Annotated in this window: 17 protein-coding genes and 1 pseudogene; 7 read left to right on the top strand and 11 right to left on the bottom strand. The window is 37.7% G+C overall.

What is annotated here, in order from left to right:
• Window positions 1-11: 11 nt before the first annotated feature.
• The 5 genes from LQ216_RS14760 to LQ216_RS14740 form a co-directional block, all read right to left on the bottom strand.
• Complete coding sequence (locus LQ216_RS14760; RefSeq protein ID WP_230130289.1) at window positions 12-1,019, bottom strand: ABC transporter ATP-binding protein; 1,008 nt, start codon at window positions 1,017-1,019, stop codon at window positions 12-14.
• Between the two features lie 14 nt (window positions 1,020-1,033).
• The gene (gene opp3C, locus LQ216_RS14755; RefSeq protein WP_230130242.1) at window positions 1,034-2,041 is read right to left on the bottom strand and encodes an oligopeptide ABC transporter permease; all 1,008 of its coding nucleotides are present in this window, start codon (window positions 2,039-2,041) and stop codon (window positions 1,034-1,036) included.
• The gene (gene opp3b, locus LQ216_RS14750; RefSeq protein WP_290369282.1) at window positions 2,038-2,970 is read right to left on the bottom strand and encodes an oligopeptide ABC transporter permease; all 933 of its coding nucleotides are present in this window, start codon (window positions 2,968-2,970) and stop codon (window positions 2,038-2,040) included. Before opp3b ends, opp3C begins: the two co-directional genes overlap by 4 nt.
• A gap of 109 nt (window positions 2,971-3,079) precedes the next feature.
• Window positions 3,080-4,258, bottom strand: a complete 1,179-nt coding sequence (tnpB, locus tag LQ216_RS14745; protein WP_230130241.1) for an IS200/IS605 family element RNA-guided endonuclease TnpB — start codon at window positions 4,256-4,258, stop codon at window positions 3,080-3,082.
• Between the two features lie 194 nt (window positions 4,259-4,452).
• Window positions 4,453-6,102: a peptide ABC transporter substrate-binding protein gene (locus tag LQ216_RS14740; RefSeq protein WP_230130240.1), complete on the bottom strand. Its 1,650-nt coding sequence runs from the start codon at window positions 6,100-6,102 to the stop codon at window positions 4,453-4,455.
• Window positions 6,103-6,261: 159 nt separating this feature from the next.
• Between LQ216_RS14740 and LQ216_RS20525 the strand changes: the two genes are divergently transcribed.
• Window positions 6,262-6,627, top strand: coding sequence for a DUF3899 domain-containing protein (locus LQ216_RS20525; RefSeq protein WP_354959106.1), 366 nt, complete (start codon window positions 6,262-6,264; stop codon window positions 6,625-6,627).
• Window positions 6,628-7,732: 1,105 nt separating this feature from the next.
• Here LQ216_RS20525 and LQ216_RS14735 read toward each other — a convergent pair.
• Complete coding sequence (locus tag LQ216_RS14735; RefSeq protein WP_230130239.1) at window positions 7,733-8,140, bottom strand: RDD family protein; 408 nt, start codon at window positions 8,138-8,140, stop codon at window positions 7,733-7,735.
• A gap of 546 nt (window positions 8,141-8,686) precedes the next feature.
• On the opposite strand from LQ216_RS14735, the gene LQ216_RS14730 reads away from it, so the two are divergent.
• Complete coding sequence (locus tag LQ216_RS14730) at window positions 8,687-9,208, top strand: hypothetical protein (RefSeq protein WP_230130238.1); 522 nt, start codon at window positions 8,687-8,689, stop codon at window positions 9,206-9,208.
• Window positions 9,209-9,282: 74 nt separating this feature from the next.
• Here the strand turns inward: LQ216_RS14730 and LQ216_RS14725 are convergent, their stop codons facing one another.
• A complete protein-coding gene (locus tag LQ216_RS14725; RefSeq protein ID WP_230130237.1) occupies window positions 9,283-9,669 on the bottom strand; it encodes a general stress protein in 387 nt (128 codons plus the stop codon).
• 288 nt (window positions 9,670-9,957) lie between these two features.
• Between LQ216_RS14725 and LQ216_RS14720 the strand changes: the two are divergent.
• Window positions 9,958-10,382: pseudogene (locus LQ216_RS14720) on the top strand (VOC family protein).
• Between the two features lie 464 nt (window positions 10,383-10,846).
• On the opposite strand, the gene LQ216_RS14715 reads toward LQ216_RS14720, so the two are convergent.
• The 3 genes from LQ216_RS14715 to LQ216_RS14705 all read right to left on the bottom strand — a co-directional run bounded on the left by LQ216_RS14715 (window position 10,847) and on the right by LQ216_RS14705 (window position 12,964).
• A complete protein-coding gene (locus LQ216_RS14715) occupies window positions 10,847-11,566 on the bottom strand; it encodes a YebC/PmpR family DNA-binding transcriptional regulator (RefSeq protein ID WP_230130236.1) in 720 nt (239 codons plus the stop codon).
• 138 nt (window positions 11,567-11,704) lie between these two features.
• Window positions 11,705-12,265: a GNAT family N-acetyltransferase gene (locus LQ216_RS14710; protein ID WP_230130235.1), complete on the bottom strand. Its 561-nt coding sequence runs from the start codon at window positions 12,263-12,265 to the stop codon at window positions 11,705-11,707.
• A 153-nt stretch (window positions 12,266-12,418) separates the two neighbouring features.
• Complete coding sequence (locus tag LQ216_RS14705; RefSeq protein WP_230130234.1) at window positions 12,419-12,964, bottom strand: CGNR zinc finger domain-containing protein; 546 nt, start codon at window positions 12,962-12,964, stop codon at window positions 12,419-12,421.
• A 119-nt stretch (window positions 12,965-13,083) separates the two neighbouring features.
• Between LQ216_RS14705 and LQ216_RS14700 the strand changes: the two genes are divergently transcribed.
• Together LQ216_RS14700 and LQ216_RS14695 are read left to right on the top strand one after the other, a co-directional pair.
• Window positions 13,084-14,268 (top strand): MFS transporter, encoded by a 1,185-nt coding sequence (locus LQ216_RS14700; protein ID WP_230130233.1) that lies wholly within the window; start codon window positions 13,084-13,086, stop codon window positions 14,266-14,268.
• Between the two features lie 98 nt (window positions 14,269-14,366).
• Window positions 14,367-14,855: a DinB family protein gene (locus LQ216_RS14695; RefSeq protein WP_230130232.1), complete on the top strand. Its 489-nt coding sequence runs from the start codon at window positions 14,367-14,369 to the stop codon at window positions 14,853-14,855.
• A 157-nt stretch (window positions 14,856-15,012) separates the two neighbouring features.
• Here LQ216_RS14695 and LQ216_RS14690 read toward each other — a convergent pair whose 3' ends face one another.
• On the bottom strand, window positions 15,013-15,762 hold the full coding sequence (locus LQ216_RS14690; RefSeq protein WP_230130231.1) for a DeoR/GlpR family DNA-binding transcription regulator: 750 nt from the start codon (window positions 15,760-15,762) through the stop codon (window positions 15,013-15,015).
• A gap of 168 nt (window positions 15,763-15,930) precedes the next feature.
• Here LQ216_RS14690 and LQ216_RS14685 point away from each other — a divergent pair, with 168 nt between their 5' ends.
• Window positions 15,931-16,635: a ribulose-phosphate 3-epimerase gene (locus tag LQ216_RS14685; RefSeq protein WP_230130230.1), complete on the top strand. Its 705-nt coding sequence runs from the start codon at window positions 15,931-15,933 to the stop codon at window positions 16,633-16,635.
• Window position 16,636: 1 nt separating this feature from the next.
• On the top strand, window positions 16,637-17,197 hold the full coding sequence (gene hxlB, locus LQ216_RS14680) for a 6-phospho-3-hexuloisomerase (protein ID WP_230130229.1): 561 nt from the start codon (window positions 16,637-16,639) through the stop codon (window positions 17,195-17,197).
• Window positions 17,198-17,265: the final 68 nt, after the last annotated feature.

Below are 17,265 nucleotides of genomic sequence, written 5' to 3'. Positions count from 1 at the left end.
CTATTGGCCTCCTACTCCGCTAACCATTCTACTCGAGGTGCTCGGTCATCTTCTAACCAACATGCGACTGTGTGCGTTTCTGAAACTTGAGTCCTGCTAGGAGCAAAGTTGTGACAAACTTTCATAACATAAGGACATCGAGCTGCGAAAGGGCAGCCTTCAGGTAATTGACCTAAATCAGGCGGTGTCCCCGGAATGGGAATTAACTTAGTAGAACGATTTGCATTCAGTTTTGGCATGGATAATAGGAGCCCACGTGTATAAGGGTGCTTTGGTTCATAGAAAATCTCATCCACCAAACCTGTTTCGACTATTTCTCCTGCATACATGACCGCAACACGCTGAGCCATACTGGCAACTACGCCTAGATCATGGGTAATAATAATAATTGATGTTCCAGTCTTTTTTTGCAGATCCTTCATCAAGTCTAAAATTTGTGCCTGTATGGTTACATCGAGGGCAGTGGTAGGTTCATCTGCCAGCAATACATTCGGATTACAAGCTAATGCCATTGCAATAACTACCCGCTGTCTCATCCCCCCCGAAAACTGGTGTGGAAAATCAGACATTCTTTCCACTGCATTTGGTATCCCAACAAGGTTAAGCAGCTCTGTAGATCTATTAAATGCTTCTTTTTTTCTGAGTCCCTGATGTTTTCTTAACCCTTCCATGATTTGCTTACCAATCTTCATGGTTGGATTAAGTGAAGTCATCGGATCTTGAAATACCATTGATATTTCCGAGCCGCGAATTTTTTGCATTTCTTTATCACTATATTTGAGCAGGTCCTTTTCTTCATAAAACACCTGTCCATCTTTAATCATGCTATTTTGTTTAGGCAATAGTCTCATTAAACTTTTTGCTGTTACTGATTTGCCAGAACCAGACTCACCAACAATGGCTAATGTTTCACCTTTTTTTAACTCAAAGCTCACGCCACGAACCGCCTTAATTTCCCCATCATCATGAGACTTAAAGGAAACATGAAGATTATCTATTTCTAATGCAGTATCTTCCATCATTGTCTCCTTTCTTACTTTCTCATTTTGGGATCTAGTGCATCACGCAGTCCATCACCTAATAAATTAAAACTAATCATCACAGCGCTGATTACAATTGCTGGAAATATTAATTTATAGGAAAAGAAACGCATTGATTTATAGCCATCTTCAATTAATACGCCTAATGAAGCCAATGGAGGCTGCAAACCCAGGCCGATAAAACTTAGAAATGCTTCAAAGAAAATTGCCGTTGGTATCGTGAACATCAAAGTTATGATGATAGAACCCATAACATTAGGAAGTAAATGCTTCCAAATAATCTTGGCATTGGAGGTTCCTAAAGTTCTGGCTGCCAGAATATACTCCTGCCCCTTCAACTGTAATATTTTCCCGCGAACAACTCGAGCCATTCCTACCCACCCTGTAATAACCATCGCTAAGATAATCGAGGTGATTCCCGGCTCAAGAATAAGGATGAATAAGATGATAACAACCAGATTTGGAATACCGATTAAAACTTCAATAATACGCTGCATGCCGTTATCGACTCGTCCACCATAAAATGCAGAAATCCCCCCATACACTACACCAATGATTAAATCCAAAAGAGCTGCAATGATAGCAATAAATAATGATATCTGCGTTGCCTTCCATACTCTGGTCCAGAGATCCCGTCCAAATTCGTCAGTTCCGAACCAAAAGTTTCTTGTGATTTCTCTAGCTTCATATTGATCTTTTCCGTTTACATCTTTTCCGTCGAATCCAAGCCATTCTAACCCTTCTATTTTTGGAGGTAAGTTAGATAGAGCTAAGTCCTGATCCATATGGGAATTTTCACTAAAAAAGGGACCAGCCAAAGCCATAAACGAAAACAAAATAATCGTTATAAGCCCCAGAAAAGCTCCTCTATTTTTTTTCAACCTTCTCCAGGCCTCACTCTTAAACGTAACCGGTGTACCAGCAAGGATTTCACTTTTATTAGACTCCAAAGGAGCATGAACAAATAAATCTTCGGTAACTTTTTGGTTTGAAGCCTTCATTTTTCATGCCTCCCTTGTATGCTAATGCGTGGATCTATTATTCCGTAAAATATATCGACTATGAAAACGATCCAGATAAATAGCGCACTGTACATCAAGGTAACCCCCATAATGACACTATAGTCATTGACCAGGATAGACTTTGTAAATTGCTCCCCAAGTCCGGGTACCGTAAAAATTTTTTCAATGACCAACGTACCTGTCATAATAGCTACAGCTAATGGTCCTAACATTGTTAAAACAGGAATGGTAGCGTTACGTATGATATGTTTGAAAACGACTGCTGTTTCACTAATCCCTTTTGCTCTCGCCGTTACAATATAATCTTGTCCCAATACTTCTAGCATTTCAGTTCTGATAAACCGGGCAACTGTCGCTATGACTGTCACAGATAATGCCAGGGAGGGCATTATTGTATTTTCATAGCTTTCCCATAATGCTGCGGGCAGCCAGCCTAGTTTAACCCCTATAAAATATTGTAAGAGGGCAGCAAAAACAAAGGATGGAATGGACATTCCCAGCACAGCAATAGTCACAGAACCATAATCTAAAAAACTATTATGATTTAAAGCAGATGTAATCCCAAGTATCAACCCTACCATCACGCCAAAAATTAGGGCTTGAGATCCTATTAGTACAGAGGGGCCTATGCGTTCTCCAAGAATATTATTCACTGATCGGCCTTCATATTGATAAGAAATTCCTAAATCCCCTTTCACTAGACCTCCTAAATAGCTTACATACTGTAATGCGACCGGTTTATTCAACCCATATTTTTCATTCATTAGTTCAAGCTGCTCTGCAGATAACTTTTCAGGGTTAGTAAATGGTGTCCCGGGGAGATGCTGCATTAAGAAAAAAGTAATCGATACAATAATAAACAATGTTACGAACATATAACCTAGACGTTGAGCAACATAGCCGTTCAAAACCCCACCTCCTAGCTGTTTTTATAATTGAACTACTCACCGCTTAACACCCATACGGGTTATTTGAAGCGGGAGATTCCTACGAACTCTGAAGTATCCTTCAGTTATTTTAGTAGGCTACCCCCGCAGTCCCTGCGGTTAGAAGTCTTATCACTTCATTTTTAAGATTTTTTCCTGCGTTAATATCTCTTTGGTGATGAGTGTGACACTTGGGGCACTCCCACTCACGCAATCCGAGATTTTTCACGTCTTTATTTCGGTAGCCACAGCCTGAACAAAGCTGACTGGAAGGAAAATTTTTCGCTACTGTTACAACCTGTTTTCCATACCATTTCGCTTTATATTCAATCATCGTTTTGAATGTTGACCAAGATACTTCGCTGATGGCTTTGGCTAGGTTGTGATTTTTTAACATATTCGATACAGACAAGTCTTCCATTCCAATCATGTCGTGGTTTTTGACAATTTCAGTTGAAACCTTGTCTAAATAATCTTTTCTTGCATTCGCAATTTTTTCATGGATGCGGGCGACTTTCCTTTTGGCTTTATACCAGTTAGAACTGCCTATGGTTCGCCTATTCATCATCCGCTGTGCTTTCGCTACCTTTTCTTCCAACTTGCGATAGAATTTCGGATTGGGGTAAATCGTTCCATCAGAAAGAATAGCAAAATCTGTTAACCCAACATCAATCCCAATGGCTGAGTGACTTTTCGGTAATTCTGCTACTTCTGTTTCTGTTCCCAGGGAAACAAAGTATTTACCAGAAGCATTTCGTCTAATTGTAGCATGTAGGATACGGCCTTGGACTTCACGGCTTTTGGCAAATCGGACAAGTCCAAGTTTAGGCAGTTTGATGTAGTTGTCAATGACCGCTATATTCCCGTTTGTATGTTTCGTTGTGTAGGATTGAACCTGGTTTTTTTTAGACTTGAATCGAGGTTGTTTGTTTTGTTTTTTGTAGTAGCGGTCATAGGAATCTGCCAGATTTTCAACGGATTTTTGCAGGGCAATACTATCCACATCCTTCAAAAAATCATATTGCCTTTTAAGTTCGGGGAGTGATTTTATGGTTTCATTTTTATTAAAATATTGACCCTTCCAGTTATTCGTTGGAAGCTGGCCGTTTTGAACCATTTCTTCGCAGATATGCCAATAAGCGTCTTTGTCCTTCTGTTTAGCAAGAAAGAAGTTGAACACGAACCTTGAACAGCCTATCGTTTTGTTGATAAGTTCTATTTGTCTTTTGTTTGGATAGATCCGAAATTTATAGGCCCTGTTCACAAGCATGAATTTCACTCACCTCCAAAAGGAACATTTGTTCCTATTATAGCATAATGAGGAAAGACTTGGCTATCACCAACTGACATTCATCTCCCACTTACTCATTGGGCTACACCCTTCACATTCCTTGAAGTGGGGGTCTTCTGTCGGAAGACGATAAAAAAGAGGTAATAAGTAATACCCCTTTTTTTCATTTCTATTTATTCACCTTCAATTTGAGTCCATTTAAAAGTGAAATCAGGCCCACTGGGATGACGGACCAACCCTTTGATAGCAGGTTTTTGAAGGACAGCTAAACCTCGTTGGTATAATGGCGCGATTGCCGAATCGTCAAATAGCATCTTTTCCGCTTTCAGCAACTTTTCATAACGCTTTACATCATCTTTTTCTACATTGATTTCTTTTACAAGAGCATCATACTCGGAATTAGTATAGTCCATACGGTTGGCGGAGCCATCCGTTACCCACATCCCGATATATGTCATTGGATCAATATAGTCGGGTCCCCAGGCAGAGATTACCATATCATAATCGAGATCCGATTCTAACTCGTATCTTTGTTCTACAGGTACAAGCTTAATCTTAATTTTTAATTCTGGTAAATTCTTTTCTATTTGGTTTTTTAAATATTCGGCGGTTTTATCATTTCCTTCAACAGCAGAAACTGTGAGTGTAATTTCCACTGAGTCTTGACCAATTTCTTTTAATCCCTTAGCGAGATAATCTTGTGCTTCCCCGATTTCCCCATGGTTCTGATCTCCATTAATATCCCGAAAATCCTTTCCGTCTGGAGAAAAGGAGAAATCCTTTGGTACCAATCCATACAAAGCTAATGAACCATTGTTTAAAATCCGATCAACATGGGCTTGTTTATCCCAGCTCATATCAATCGCACGACGTATATTTTCATTTCCTAAAGCTTTATGATTATGGTTAAAACGCAGGAAGAAAATTTCCGAGTCAGCAATTGCATGAAAGTCTTCGTTGTCTTTATATTGATCTACAGAAGCTGAACTTAAATTAATCATATCTACTTTTTTTGTATCATAAAGGTTTAACTGGGTTGCGGCTTCTTTTACCACAAATACATTGACCTCATCTAATTTCACACTATCTGCATCCCAATATTCAGGGTTTTTCTGATATTTCCAACTCGCATCGTGTTTCCATTCCGAGAGAACAAAGGGCCCATTATATATTAGTGCATCAGCTTCCAAAGCATACTTCTTTCCTTGACTCTCAACATACTTTTGATTTTGAGGTAAGAAGGTAGGAAATGTTAAGTATTGCCCAAGAAGAGCAGTGGGAGATACTAATGTTACTTCAAGTGTTTTCTCATCAAGAGCCTTAACTCCCAAATCGCTAACCGGCTTTTCACCCTTTAATATTTCGCTTGCATTCAGAATATTTGCAGTCTCAAACATACTTGCATAATGGCCCGTTTCATTAAATACCCGTTGCCAAGCAAAAACAAAATCGGTAGCTGTTACAGGCTCACCATTACTCCATTTAGCATCGCGTATAGTATAGGTATGTACTAATCCATCTTTACTAACTTGCTCATTCTCAGCCATAGCGAGTTCCGGCTCATGCTCTTTACCTAACCGGAATAGACCTTCATTAACATTGCTCAACACTGTAAATGAAACATTATCATGAGCATGAGCGGAGTCCATAGTTGGGATTTCCGATGCTTCCACCATGTTTAATGCTTGCTTTCCTTTAGTTGTTTTTGTATTCTCTCCATTTTCTGAATCTGTCTTTTTTGATGAGTTAAAATTACAACCCGCAAGCACCAAACCTACTACCGTTATTAGCAATAGCAACTTAAACACTAAATGATTCTTCAATAAAATCTCCCCTTTTTTAGATATACTTAAAATTAAAACTTTGAAAACATACTTGTTGATACTTTTTACAGGTAAAGTCCTATTAGCTAATCCTTTGTAAGGTTTCGATAAACTCGCATGTTATAATTCAGATATATTATCTTTAGGAGTTGTCATTATATGTTTCGTATAAATATATATGTGATTTTGGGAACACTTTTTTTTTCAACTCTTGTCTCCTATTACTTCAATCATTCTTTTAATAGATTGATATGGATCAATACCCTTTTCAGTTTTTCACTTATGCTAACTCTTCTTGGTGGCATGATGCTCGTGATACAAGGCGGATTTTTCAGCGGAATAATAAGGAGCTTCAGACTTTTCTTTTGGAAAACCAGTCCGATGAAGCAAGTGCTTGAAGAGATTGAAGGAAAAAGAGAGGATTCAAGCCCCTATCTATTATCTTTCAGATTTACTTTCCCCTTTTTATATTCTGGAACTTCATTATTACTATTTTCCATTATCTTTTCTTGGTATATATCTTAATTGTTCACTATTACGTGATTTTTTTTATCCGAGTCGGTCTAAGATTCAGGAAGTTTTGAAAAGCAAAACCCCTCATTAATTAAATCTGATACATCGAAGAATCCTCTAAACTACTATTAATCCATGTGGAGATTCCGGTACTGAATGTGGATAGAATGTGGATACTTATATAAAAGTATTCTTGCATATAACGAACTTTGAATTTATAGAAGTTTCTGTGGAAGAATGAATTGAATTTAAATATTGGGCATGCCGGATAGAGATTATTTTTAATGTTGTTGTCAGCATGGTCAGGTAGGATTAAACCTCCTCCGCTCGGCTTTAAACATGAATGGAGAGGTAAAAGGGAGATTAATGGCGGGAATGATTGCTTAGATGGCGGTACTGTACTTTTTATATACATAAGTGGAAGTCATTATGGAAAGAAGTGCACCATAGTTAAGGTTGAAAGTTACTTCATCTCCTACGCTTAAGTTTTTTTGGGGCATCGCCCACGGCGTGATCGCTGCTTGAACCAAGAATTTCAATATCCAACATAGGTATTAATCCTGCTACCAAAACGTCTTAAGTTCCTACTCCAAGAATAACTCTGCTCATTTGCCCGCGATCTTGAAATTGCGGAAGGACTCCAAATGCATTCTGGCCTATTTCTCCGTATGGAACCCGGAAGTTTGTTTTTCATTAGCTGTCTTTCCATCCATTGTCCCAAATTTATTTTCAGAATATACAATTGCGGTTTATTTCCTAAGGCTTTTCCTCCCAAAACCTATTTTATTACCGTAAACCCGCGGAAGAGATTCTTGGACAAGGGAAAAACACTTGTCACAAATAGAAAAAGTCCATTAGTTTAAATGTAATTACTTTCAGAATTTACAAAATATTTGTACGTTTTACAAGTATAGCACAGTTAATGGATAAGCGTTTGTTTTGTTTTGTTTTATTATCCACTATTATGGTCCTTAAAACCTGCTCCATTAAACTAAAAAGGGGAGCTCACTGTAATTGAGCTCCCCCCTTTGTTTTATCCTTTTTAACCTTTCTATGTTCTTAAGAATATCTTTAATTCCATTGAACGTTCATCCAATTTTCATTTTGGAGGAACTTATTAAGTTTGCGGTTTATCAAAGGTGACATACGTTCCTGCCATCAGATCATGTAAAGCTCTTTTGTCTTTTCGCAGCCCCACCATAAATGCGCTGACTATGAGGGCAATACCAATCGTTAGGCCGTAAACAAGACCTGCAACGAGTGTACGCATTAACATCGCGCCAAAACCTAATTTACCGCCATTCACTTTCGCAATCCGCACACCCATGATTTTCTTTCCGACTGTATATCCATGCCAAATAATCGGAATAATCAAGGCATACACCATATTTGCCACGCTATCAAAAGTATCAGCTTCCCAATTCCGTGTGATTAAATAACTGATCACCGAGACTGAGATTCCAATAATAAGTCCATCTAGTATATTAGCCAATAATCTTCTCCAAAATCCAGCCGGATTCGTCATATACTTCTTCCCCCTATTTTTTATCTATAATTTCATTTACTATCCTACCAAACTTTTTTGTACTTGTAATATAGAATTTAAAAGACTTGAAAGGATATGGAGACACTGATTAATTTATATTTTGGCTCTTCACCATAACTGGTGGTTTAATATTGATTAACGTAATATCTCAGTTAATTTTGCAACAAAGTTGATTGGAGAGGAAGGTGCGAGACTCCTGCGGGAAAAGCAGGCCAGTTAACGGAACGTCGACTAAGATCTGCCACGTCCTGTGGCAAACGTCGACGCCAACACATCCTGTGTAAGTCCCGGAGGCGTGCCCTTTGCCGAGGAGGCTCCCGGACTGCCCGCGGAAAGCGAGCGCCTGGAGCGGAAATCAACGGATAATCAAAAACTTAAACCACTTCCTTTGGTGAAGAACCTATATTTTATGAATCTGCTTTTTATTACCAGATTCTCACTGAGTGACCTACCCTCTTTGGTAATCTAAGTTTATTTACAAACCCAAGTGGTACTTAAATATAAAAAGGCAAGGAGGATGAAAATATGAATTTGTCTGCCAGATATATAGCTATCCCCCTTAGTTTGGGCTTGCTCCTGTTTTCAGGCTGCAGCAGTGAAGAGATATCTCAAGAAACCGAACAGGCTACTAAGCAGGTTGAACAAAAAGCGGAAGAAGCTGCGGGGCAAGTAAAGGAAGGTGCAGAGCAGCTTTCTGATACGCTAAAAGAAGAGACTCCTGGTATCGTTCAGAACATGAAGGATACTTATAAGGAGGGGGATCAGAAGATAAAAGAGAACACCCTTCAAAAAGGAGATACAGCTAAAGTCGAAAAGGATGCCTATTTGGCTTTAACTCCTGAAGCTTATGATGAACTGTACCAACTAATAGAAGTGAATGATTTAAAAGGTGTTGAAAATATAGAAAAAGATAATCAGGTTGAGACCATAAAGAAAGACAGCGAAGTAGAGGTACTTGAAAGAGATGTAATCCGGACTAAGGTTAAAAATTTAGATTCCGGAGAAGAAGGGTATCTTCCAACCTCGTTACTTGAACCGGTGAAATAATTTTGAACACGGAAAAACAAAAAGAGCCGAGTGCCGGCTCTTTTTGCTATTTGAACGGTCTGGGTCTGTTGTCATCATCCTCCGGTTCCAGCTAGGGTACGTCCAAACCCATCCTCTTTGCCCCCATTAACCAGAACAACGATTTTCCCCGCCTCGATTTCGTCTGCGTACCTTTTTGCATCCATTTCCGATAAACCGTTACCCGTTAAATTATCCTCAAGATTATCTTCAACATCCTTAAAGTACCGCAGGACTTTGTCCATGAAGGAATCCTCTTCTTCGGCGTGGGTTGTAATCGCACTGACATCTATATACTGGTCATCATTAGTGAACGAAATGTCTTTTTCATCCCTGGCAATAACCGTGAACTCACTTCCCTCAAATCCTCTTTCCATTAGTTCTCGAACGGCATTCATCACCTCTTCAGAGCTATTGAATACTCCATACACATTCCTATCCATATTCGCCTCCACCTTTCGTACTTTACTGTCTTTTTAACCCGTTGCGATTCTTTATAAACCCAATTTATTCGAAGGTCGGCAGAAGGAAGTTAGACAATTACTGGAGAATATAGAGTGAGATGAATCATTTCATCAGTCAGTTTTTGCAAAATAGCAATCGATAAGAAACCATACCTTCATATACGCGCTACGATATCGATACTGCGAAACTTTCTCGGAAGGAGGGGAGGATCATGCTGGTTCATTAAGATTATGTTTAGATAAAAAACTAATTTCTGAGTGACTATTATGGCCATTCAATTAGAGAAAATTTTTGTGAATCTACCGGTTAAAGATTTGAATAAATCCATCGAGTTTTTTTCTGAAATAGGTTTTGAATTCAACCCCCAATTTACTGATAAAAATGCAACATGCATGATAATCAGTGATAATATATATTTGCTATGTTGTTGGTTGAAGATTTTTTTAAGACTTTTACCAAAAAGGAAATTTCTGATGCAACCAAAAGTACAGAAGTAATTTTGGCATTATCTGCTGAAAGCAGGGAAAAGGTTGATGAGATTGTCAATAAGGCCCTAGCAGCTGGCGGAATAAAATCCAATGACCCGATGGACCATGGCTTTATGTACGTAAGGAGTTTTCAGGATATAGACGGACATCTTTGGGAAGTCATGTACATGGATGAAAGTGCAGCCGCTCAGAATCAGGATTAAAAGTGGCTTTACTAGCCCATAAAAAAAGAGGATGACTCAAAACTGTGTAAGTAAACTTGGTAAATGCTCTTCATCCAGGTGATTAAGGACAAAACAGCGCAAGTAAGCCCAGGAAATGTCCTTCATCCGGGTGACGAAGGACAAAACGGGACAAGTAAGCTCGAGAAATGTCCTTCATCCGGGTGATGAAGGACAAAACGGGACAAGTAAGCTCGAGAAATGTCCTTCATCCGGGTGATGAAGGACAAAACGGTGCAAGTAAGCTCGAGAAATGTCCTTCATCCAGGTGATGAAGGACAAAACGGCGCAAGTAAGCTCGAGAAATGTCCTTCATCCAGGTGATGAAGGACAAAACGGCGCAAGTAAGCTCGAGAAATGTCCTTCATCCAGGTGATGAAGGACAAAAAATAGACTGTTTCAAAAGATAGTTAAACAACGATCTTTTGGAACAGCCTCTTCGTGTTTTATTCACCTAAATCCACATTGTGGTACACTTGCTGAACATCTTCTAAATCTTCTAATACATCAAGCAGTTTCTCAAATTGCGCTTTTGCATCCTCTGGAAGTGTTACATCATTTTGCGCAAGCATTGTAATCTCCGCAACTGTAAACTCTGCGACACCAGCGTTCTTGAGTGCTTCTTGAACCGCATGGAACTGGTCAGGTTCTGCATAAACGATAACGGCTTCCTCTTCTTCTAGAATGTCACGCACGTCCACATCTGCTTCCATTAATAGTTCAAGCACTTCATCTGCTGTTTTGCCTTCAAGGCCAATGACGGCCGTTGCATCAAACATATAGGCAACAGATCCGCTTACGCCCATGTTGCCGTTGTTTTTGCCGAATGCAGCCCGCACTTCTGATGCAGTCCGGTTCACGTTATTTGTCAGTGCATCCACAATTACCATGGATCCACTTGGCCCGAAGCCCTCATAACGAAGTTCGTCATACGTTTCTTCTGAACCGCCTTTCGCTTTTTCAATCGCACGGTCAATGATCGTTTTCGGTACATTGTAGGTTTTTGCCCGCTCGAGTACGACTCTTAAAGCCTGGTTTGATTCCGGATCCGGTTCACCCTGCTTGGCTGCTACATAAATCTCGCGTCCAAACTTTGCATATATACGACTCGTATTAGCATCTTTTGACGCTTTTTTTTCTTTTATATTGTTCCACTTACGCCCCATCCCGCTTCACTCTCTTTCAAATTTGGATCTATATAATAATTAATATGAGATAAACTGATTTTCTAACAGCTTATATTATACATCATTTAGGTAATTGGTTTCGAGCTTAATAATCAAAAGATTTGAGAGTAAGAAACATTACTGAACTTTTGAATAGATGCATGTGTCTGTGAGCCGTTTACCGTCGGCTGATAAGTCTTCATTTCGCAAGATCCCCTCTAGTTCATACCCTATCCTTTCAGGTATCAAGCGGCTTTTATGGTTAGTGGATTCACAACGAATTTCCAATCTTCTCGCTTTTAATTCATCAAATGCAAAGCTAGACAATCCTTTAATGGCTTCTGTTATATAGCCGCTTCCACTAAATCTGGTATCGACCCAGTAACCTATTTCGAATTTAGGTATCCTCCAATCTATGTTGTGGAGACTGGTAGAACCAATCAACGCCTGTGATTGTTTATGAAAAATAAGAAAACGCAAACTCTCTCTATTTAAGAAGTTAATATACGCTTCCCTAATGTTTTGTTCTGTATCTTCAACTGCAGGAGTGTTTTGTACAAATGGCAGCCACGGTTTGAGTTCATTGATTGAAGCCCGGATGGCATCGTTTACTGCTTTTCCATCACCTGGCTTTGGCATTCTCAAGAAAAGTCTTTCAGTATTAATAGTGGAAGGTAATTCTATTAATTGAGGATTCATTGTTTTCATTCACCTACTCTAAGAAATGTAGCGCTCTTTACCTATATGAAGTAGTCACTATTTATTCCTCGCATCTTCTTATCCTGAGAGGACTGATTTTTTTATCCCATTTTTGTCTCTTTGTTCTTCAACATGATTCTAAGTAATCCGCGGTTAGTTTTTTGCTTTATTTCGTTCTCTATATCGTTTGACTTTATCAATGGTGCCACATGCTCGTCCCTCTGAACTTTCCGCATACATCCCACACCATTTTTTACTTCCATTTTTAGAATGGTCATAAAATACGTAGCGACAATCAGGACAAGCTTTTAATCTACTCCAGTGGTTCAAGGAAATTACATCGACTACTACACATAGCAATTTACTGATTAAATGGTTATCAGTAGCTGGAATATATAACGTTTTTGCAACTTTATTTTCAATCTCTAAACCTGCTTTTACAGGATATAGGTCTAGCCACGGAAGGATAATCTCACCGTTCTGTTCCTCGATAGCTGTTCGGATATCCCCTCGAAACTTTTTTAATTCTGCTATATCAACCTTTATATCTGGTGAAATCCTGTTCATTTTCAAAAATTGTACAAGGTCTTGCTTTGTATTTAGAAAATCCGTGATTTTTCTTGTTTCATTAGGAATGGACCAGGTATTAAGTAAATTTCTAATAATCTCTAAATCACCGGGTGCAGGTTTATGGCTCATTTGATAACCACCTAACATTTTTAATGGTTGCGTTCATGATGATTTTACCATATCATTATATCATAGAAAAGTTAACCACTTATATACTTTAATGGTTACAAGAAAGGTGTGGATATAAAATGTCTTTAAATCGGCCTCTTCAATTATTACTCGTTGCCACATTTCTAATGAATCTTGGAACATTTGCTGTCTTTACCTTTTTAGCTATTTATTTATCCGAACACCTGGACTTTTCTCCGATTCAAGTTGGAAGTGTTTTAACCGTTTTAATGATAACCTCCAGGGTACTTCCTTTTTTCTGTGGAATTATCGCTGACAAAATTGGTTACTCGTATTCTATGATGGCTGGAATGATGTTACGAGCTCTGGGATTTATATGCTTTTCTTTGACTGACTCCTTTATAGGGTCTACTTTAGCCGCTTCTCTAACCGGGCTAGGGACAGCATTGTATGAACCGGCAGTAGCTGCCCTTTTTAGTCAACAAGATGAGAAGATTCGAAAAAGAGGATTTACCTATTACAATCAAGCATTGAATGCCGGTGCCATTATTGGTCCCTTAGTCGGAGGACTGTTAATACAAGTAGAACCCGCCTTGCCCTTTTTATTCGGGAGTTTACTATATTTTATTATCAGTGTATTCATTTTTATATATCGCAATCAATTTAAGTTGCCCACTTATACTAGTTCCATACAATCAAATTTCACTGAAGTCTTAAAGGATAGAAATTTTATATATTTTAATGGCATTATGGTTTTTTTCTGGTTTATGTATAGCCAATTAACCGTTATGTTTCCTTTAGCCATCTTTAATATTACCGATTCGCAAGTAGATGTTTCCTATGTTGTCACATCAAATGCTGTATGTGGATTACTCGTGATGTTTCTCCTTAGACGTTTATTCGATGCGTATGAACCCCTGCTCTTGATAAGTAGAGGGATGGTCGTAATGGCAACCGGTCTGTTTTTCTGTTGGTTCTTTCCTGATAAGTGGTGGGTGCTATTTTGTGTACTTATCTTTACGATTGGAGAAACGTTGGTACTGCCTTCATCTGATATTAAAGTGGCTCAATATAGCAGCGGGAGCTCAGCAGGAACTTATTTTGGGTTATCGAAGATTTCGTTCGGTATCGGGGCATCCATTGGAAGCTTTGTCGGTCCGTTGCTTTTAGATATAGACGGTTGGGGAGGGATTCCGTGGATGTTGGTTTCTATAGTTGGGATGTTAGGTGCCTTAATGATGGTTCACCTTAGAAAAAAAGAGAAAAAGAATGATTTTGATTTAGCCGTTTTGCCTAATAACTGAGAAGCTTAGCGTCGAAAGAAAACTATCCAAGTTTTTCTAAATGATCATTTTCACAGAACGTGCATTCGTATATACTTTATTAGAAAGGAGAGATACATATGAATTCAATTGACTTGATTTTATTAAATCTTGAGGAAGTTAGAAGAAGAAGTGTAAAGGTCTGGAGGTCTATTCCCCAAGAATATTTAAATTGGAAACCTGATCCGAAAGCCTTATCGTGTTTAGAGATGATTCATCACGTCTTAGCTGCCGAATATTCTTATCACCAGATTATTATCCATCGTGGCAGTATAGAAAACTTTGAATCTCCTTTTAAGGGCGTATTTTTTAATAACACTGCGGACTTACTCGAATTTGCTAATCCATATCGTAAAGAATTCCTGAATTCTATTGCGGCCTTAAAGGAAACAGCTTTAAGCGAAATTAGGATTGATAGATCTGACCTGTTTGAAAAGGGATACACTGGTTATATTAGGTCTTTAGGCGATTTTTTGCTTCGTATTCCTTATCATGAAGCCGTACATACCGGACAGTTATTAGCTTACTTAAGAACCGTTGGTGTTGAACGACCGGATATATGGGATTAGGGTACTTTAATTAGTACTCTTTTTTCTTTTATTGACTATTACCGTAATACCTCTTTTATTTTTCTTACGTAATAAAAGAGGTATCACTTTTTGATATCTTCAAGATTAGCAGTATTAATAAGAAACTGCCTTATAAAGTGGGAGAAACTTAAAATTGTTAATCGATGACTGTTATTCCTTGATTATCATAGAGGCTTTTAATTTCTGAGTTGACATTTTCAGTTATTAAATAAGTTAAATGATTTGTTGGGCATACAATGTGATTAGAAATCGTAGCTAATTTATCAGACGTTACCATTCCTAATATTTCAGTAGAAATAGAAGCCATTTTTCGTTTTACTAAAGCTTCTGATAAACTTGGAACACTAATTCCTATATGAGGATCTATTTTATAAATACCCATTATATATAAGTCGGCTCTCATTGTATTTAAAGATTCAACCGTATCTATTCCTAAATTAACCATCGATTGCTTGAATAGAGTCCCACCAATCATAATAACTTCAATATGTTGGTGATTAGTTAATGCCATGGCAATGGGAGGGCTATTTGTTATTATAGTAGCTTTTAGGGATAAAGGTAGTTGATTTACTAAATGTAAATTAGTAGTTGCTCCATCAATCAGTAATACCATTTCTTCTTTAATAAAATCCAATGCTTTAGTTGCTAGATTAATTTTAATTTCATTAAAAATATTCTGTCTTGTTGAAAAATCTACTACAGGAGGTCCTATTCTTAAAGCACCACTATGGACTCTTTTTATAAGACCCTGATTATCCAATTCTTTTAAATCTCTTCGAATTGTATCTTCTGAAACAGATAAGCGCTTACTTAAATCACTAGCAATAATTTTATGTTCATCATTTAAGAACTGTAAAATTCTTTGTTGGCGTTCTTCTTTAAGCATTGTGTTTGTACTCCTTCATTTTTTTCTTTCAGTTTATCATAAATAAATCTACACAAAGACAAACCTGCAAAATTTTATACAAAAACGCATAAACAGGCTTTACATTTCGTATGAAAACGCTTTATAATATAAAAAAACAGCAAATAACCGCAAAGAGGTGACATAAACATGCAAAACAAAAAAATTACAATTGCACCTTCTATCATGTGTGCAGATTTATGTAATTTAGAAAAAAGTGTGAGAGAGATTGAAAAAGAAGGATTGGATACTTTACACATTGATATCATTGATGGATATTTTAGTCCAAGTATGCCATTAGGAATCGATACCATTAAGCAATTACGAAAGATTACAGATCTGAATTTTGATGTGCATATTATGGCTAATAATAATGAGTTTTTCATACAAGAGATGATAAATATTGGTGTTCAACAAATATCATTCCATATTGAAACGAGTACACATATCGATCGCTATATACAATTAATAAGAAAGAATGGCATTAAAGTTGGAGTAGCTCTTAATCCAGCAACTTCATTATCTGTATTAGATTATGTATTGCCGCAATGCGATACGATTTTATTAATGTTAATTAACCCAGGTTTCGCAACGGATAAAAATGAAAAACAAGTATCCTATGCAACAAAAAAAGTAGAAGATTTGTATCAATTAATAAAAGAAAAAGGTTTTGATACAAGTATTGAGGTCGACGGCAGAGTATCTTTAGACACCATACCAAGTTTGGTAAGAGCTGGTGCTGATACGTTAGTTGCGGGGAGTACAAGCTTATTTATTCCTAATAAGAGTCTAGCGGAAAATAAACAGATTGTTGAAGAATGTATTTTACAGGGTTTAAATGAGGAGGGTAATTAAAATGGTTAATTACGATGATATTGCAAAGCAAATTACGAATGAGCTTTCTACTACTTTAAGTAACATTGATCATAACGATGTAGATAGGTTGCTATTAGAGATACAAAAGGCTGATAAAGTATTCTTTGTAGGGGTTGGAAGAGTTTTATTGTCATTACAAGCAATAGCTAAACGATTAGCACATCTTGGTATTAAGACCTATATTGTTGGACAAATTACTGAGCCGGCCATTACTGAAAATGACTTATTGATAGTAGGTTCAGGAAGTGGAGAATCTGCTTTTCCGTTAATCATTGCAAAAAAGGCTAAACAATTTAATGCCACAGTTGCCCATATTGGGGCAAACGGTGAAAGTTCAATGAGGGAGCATTCGGATCTTTTCATTAAGATTCCTGTAAGCACAAAATTACAATTACCTGGAGAAATTTCATCTGTACAACCCATGACAAGCTTATTTGAGCAAAGTTTATTACTCCTGGGTGACTCTTTAGCATTAATGTTGATTAGCGAGCAAAATATTGAAATGCATAGTCTATGGGAATATCACGCAAACTTAGAATAATAGAATGATGATGATTTCTTTTAAGTTATAGTAGAATAATTAGTATTAGATAAGGAGTTTATAGTAAA

This window comes from Bacillus sp. CECT 9360 (assembly GCF_918741275.1).
In the GTDB taxonomy this organism is placed as follows: Bacteria; Bacillota; Bacilli; order Bacillales; family DSM-1321; genus Peribacillus.
This window is presented reverse-complemented; position numbering and strand designations above follow the sequence as displayed.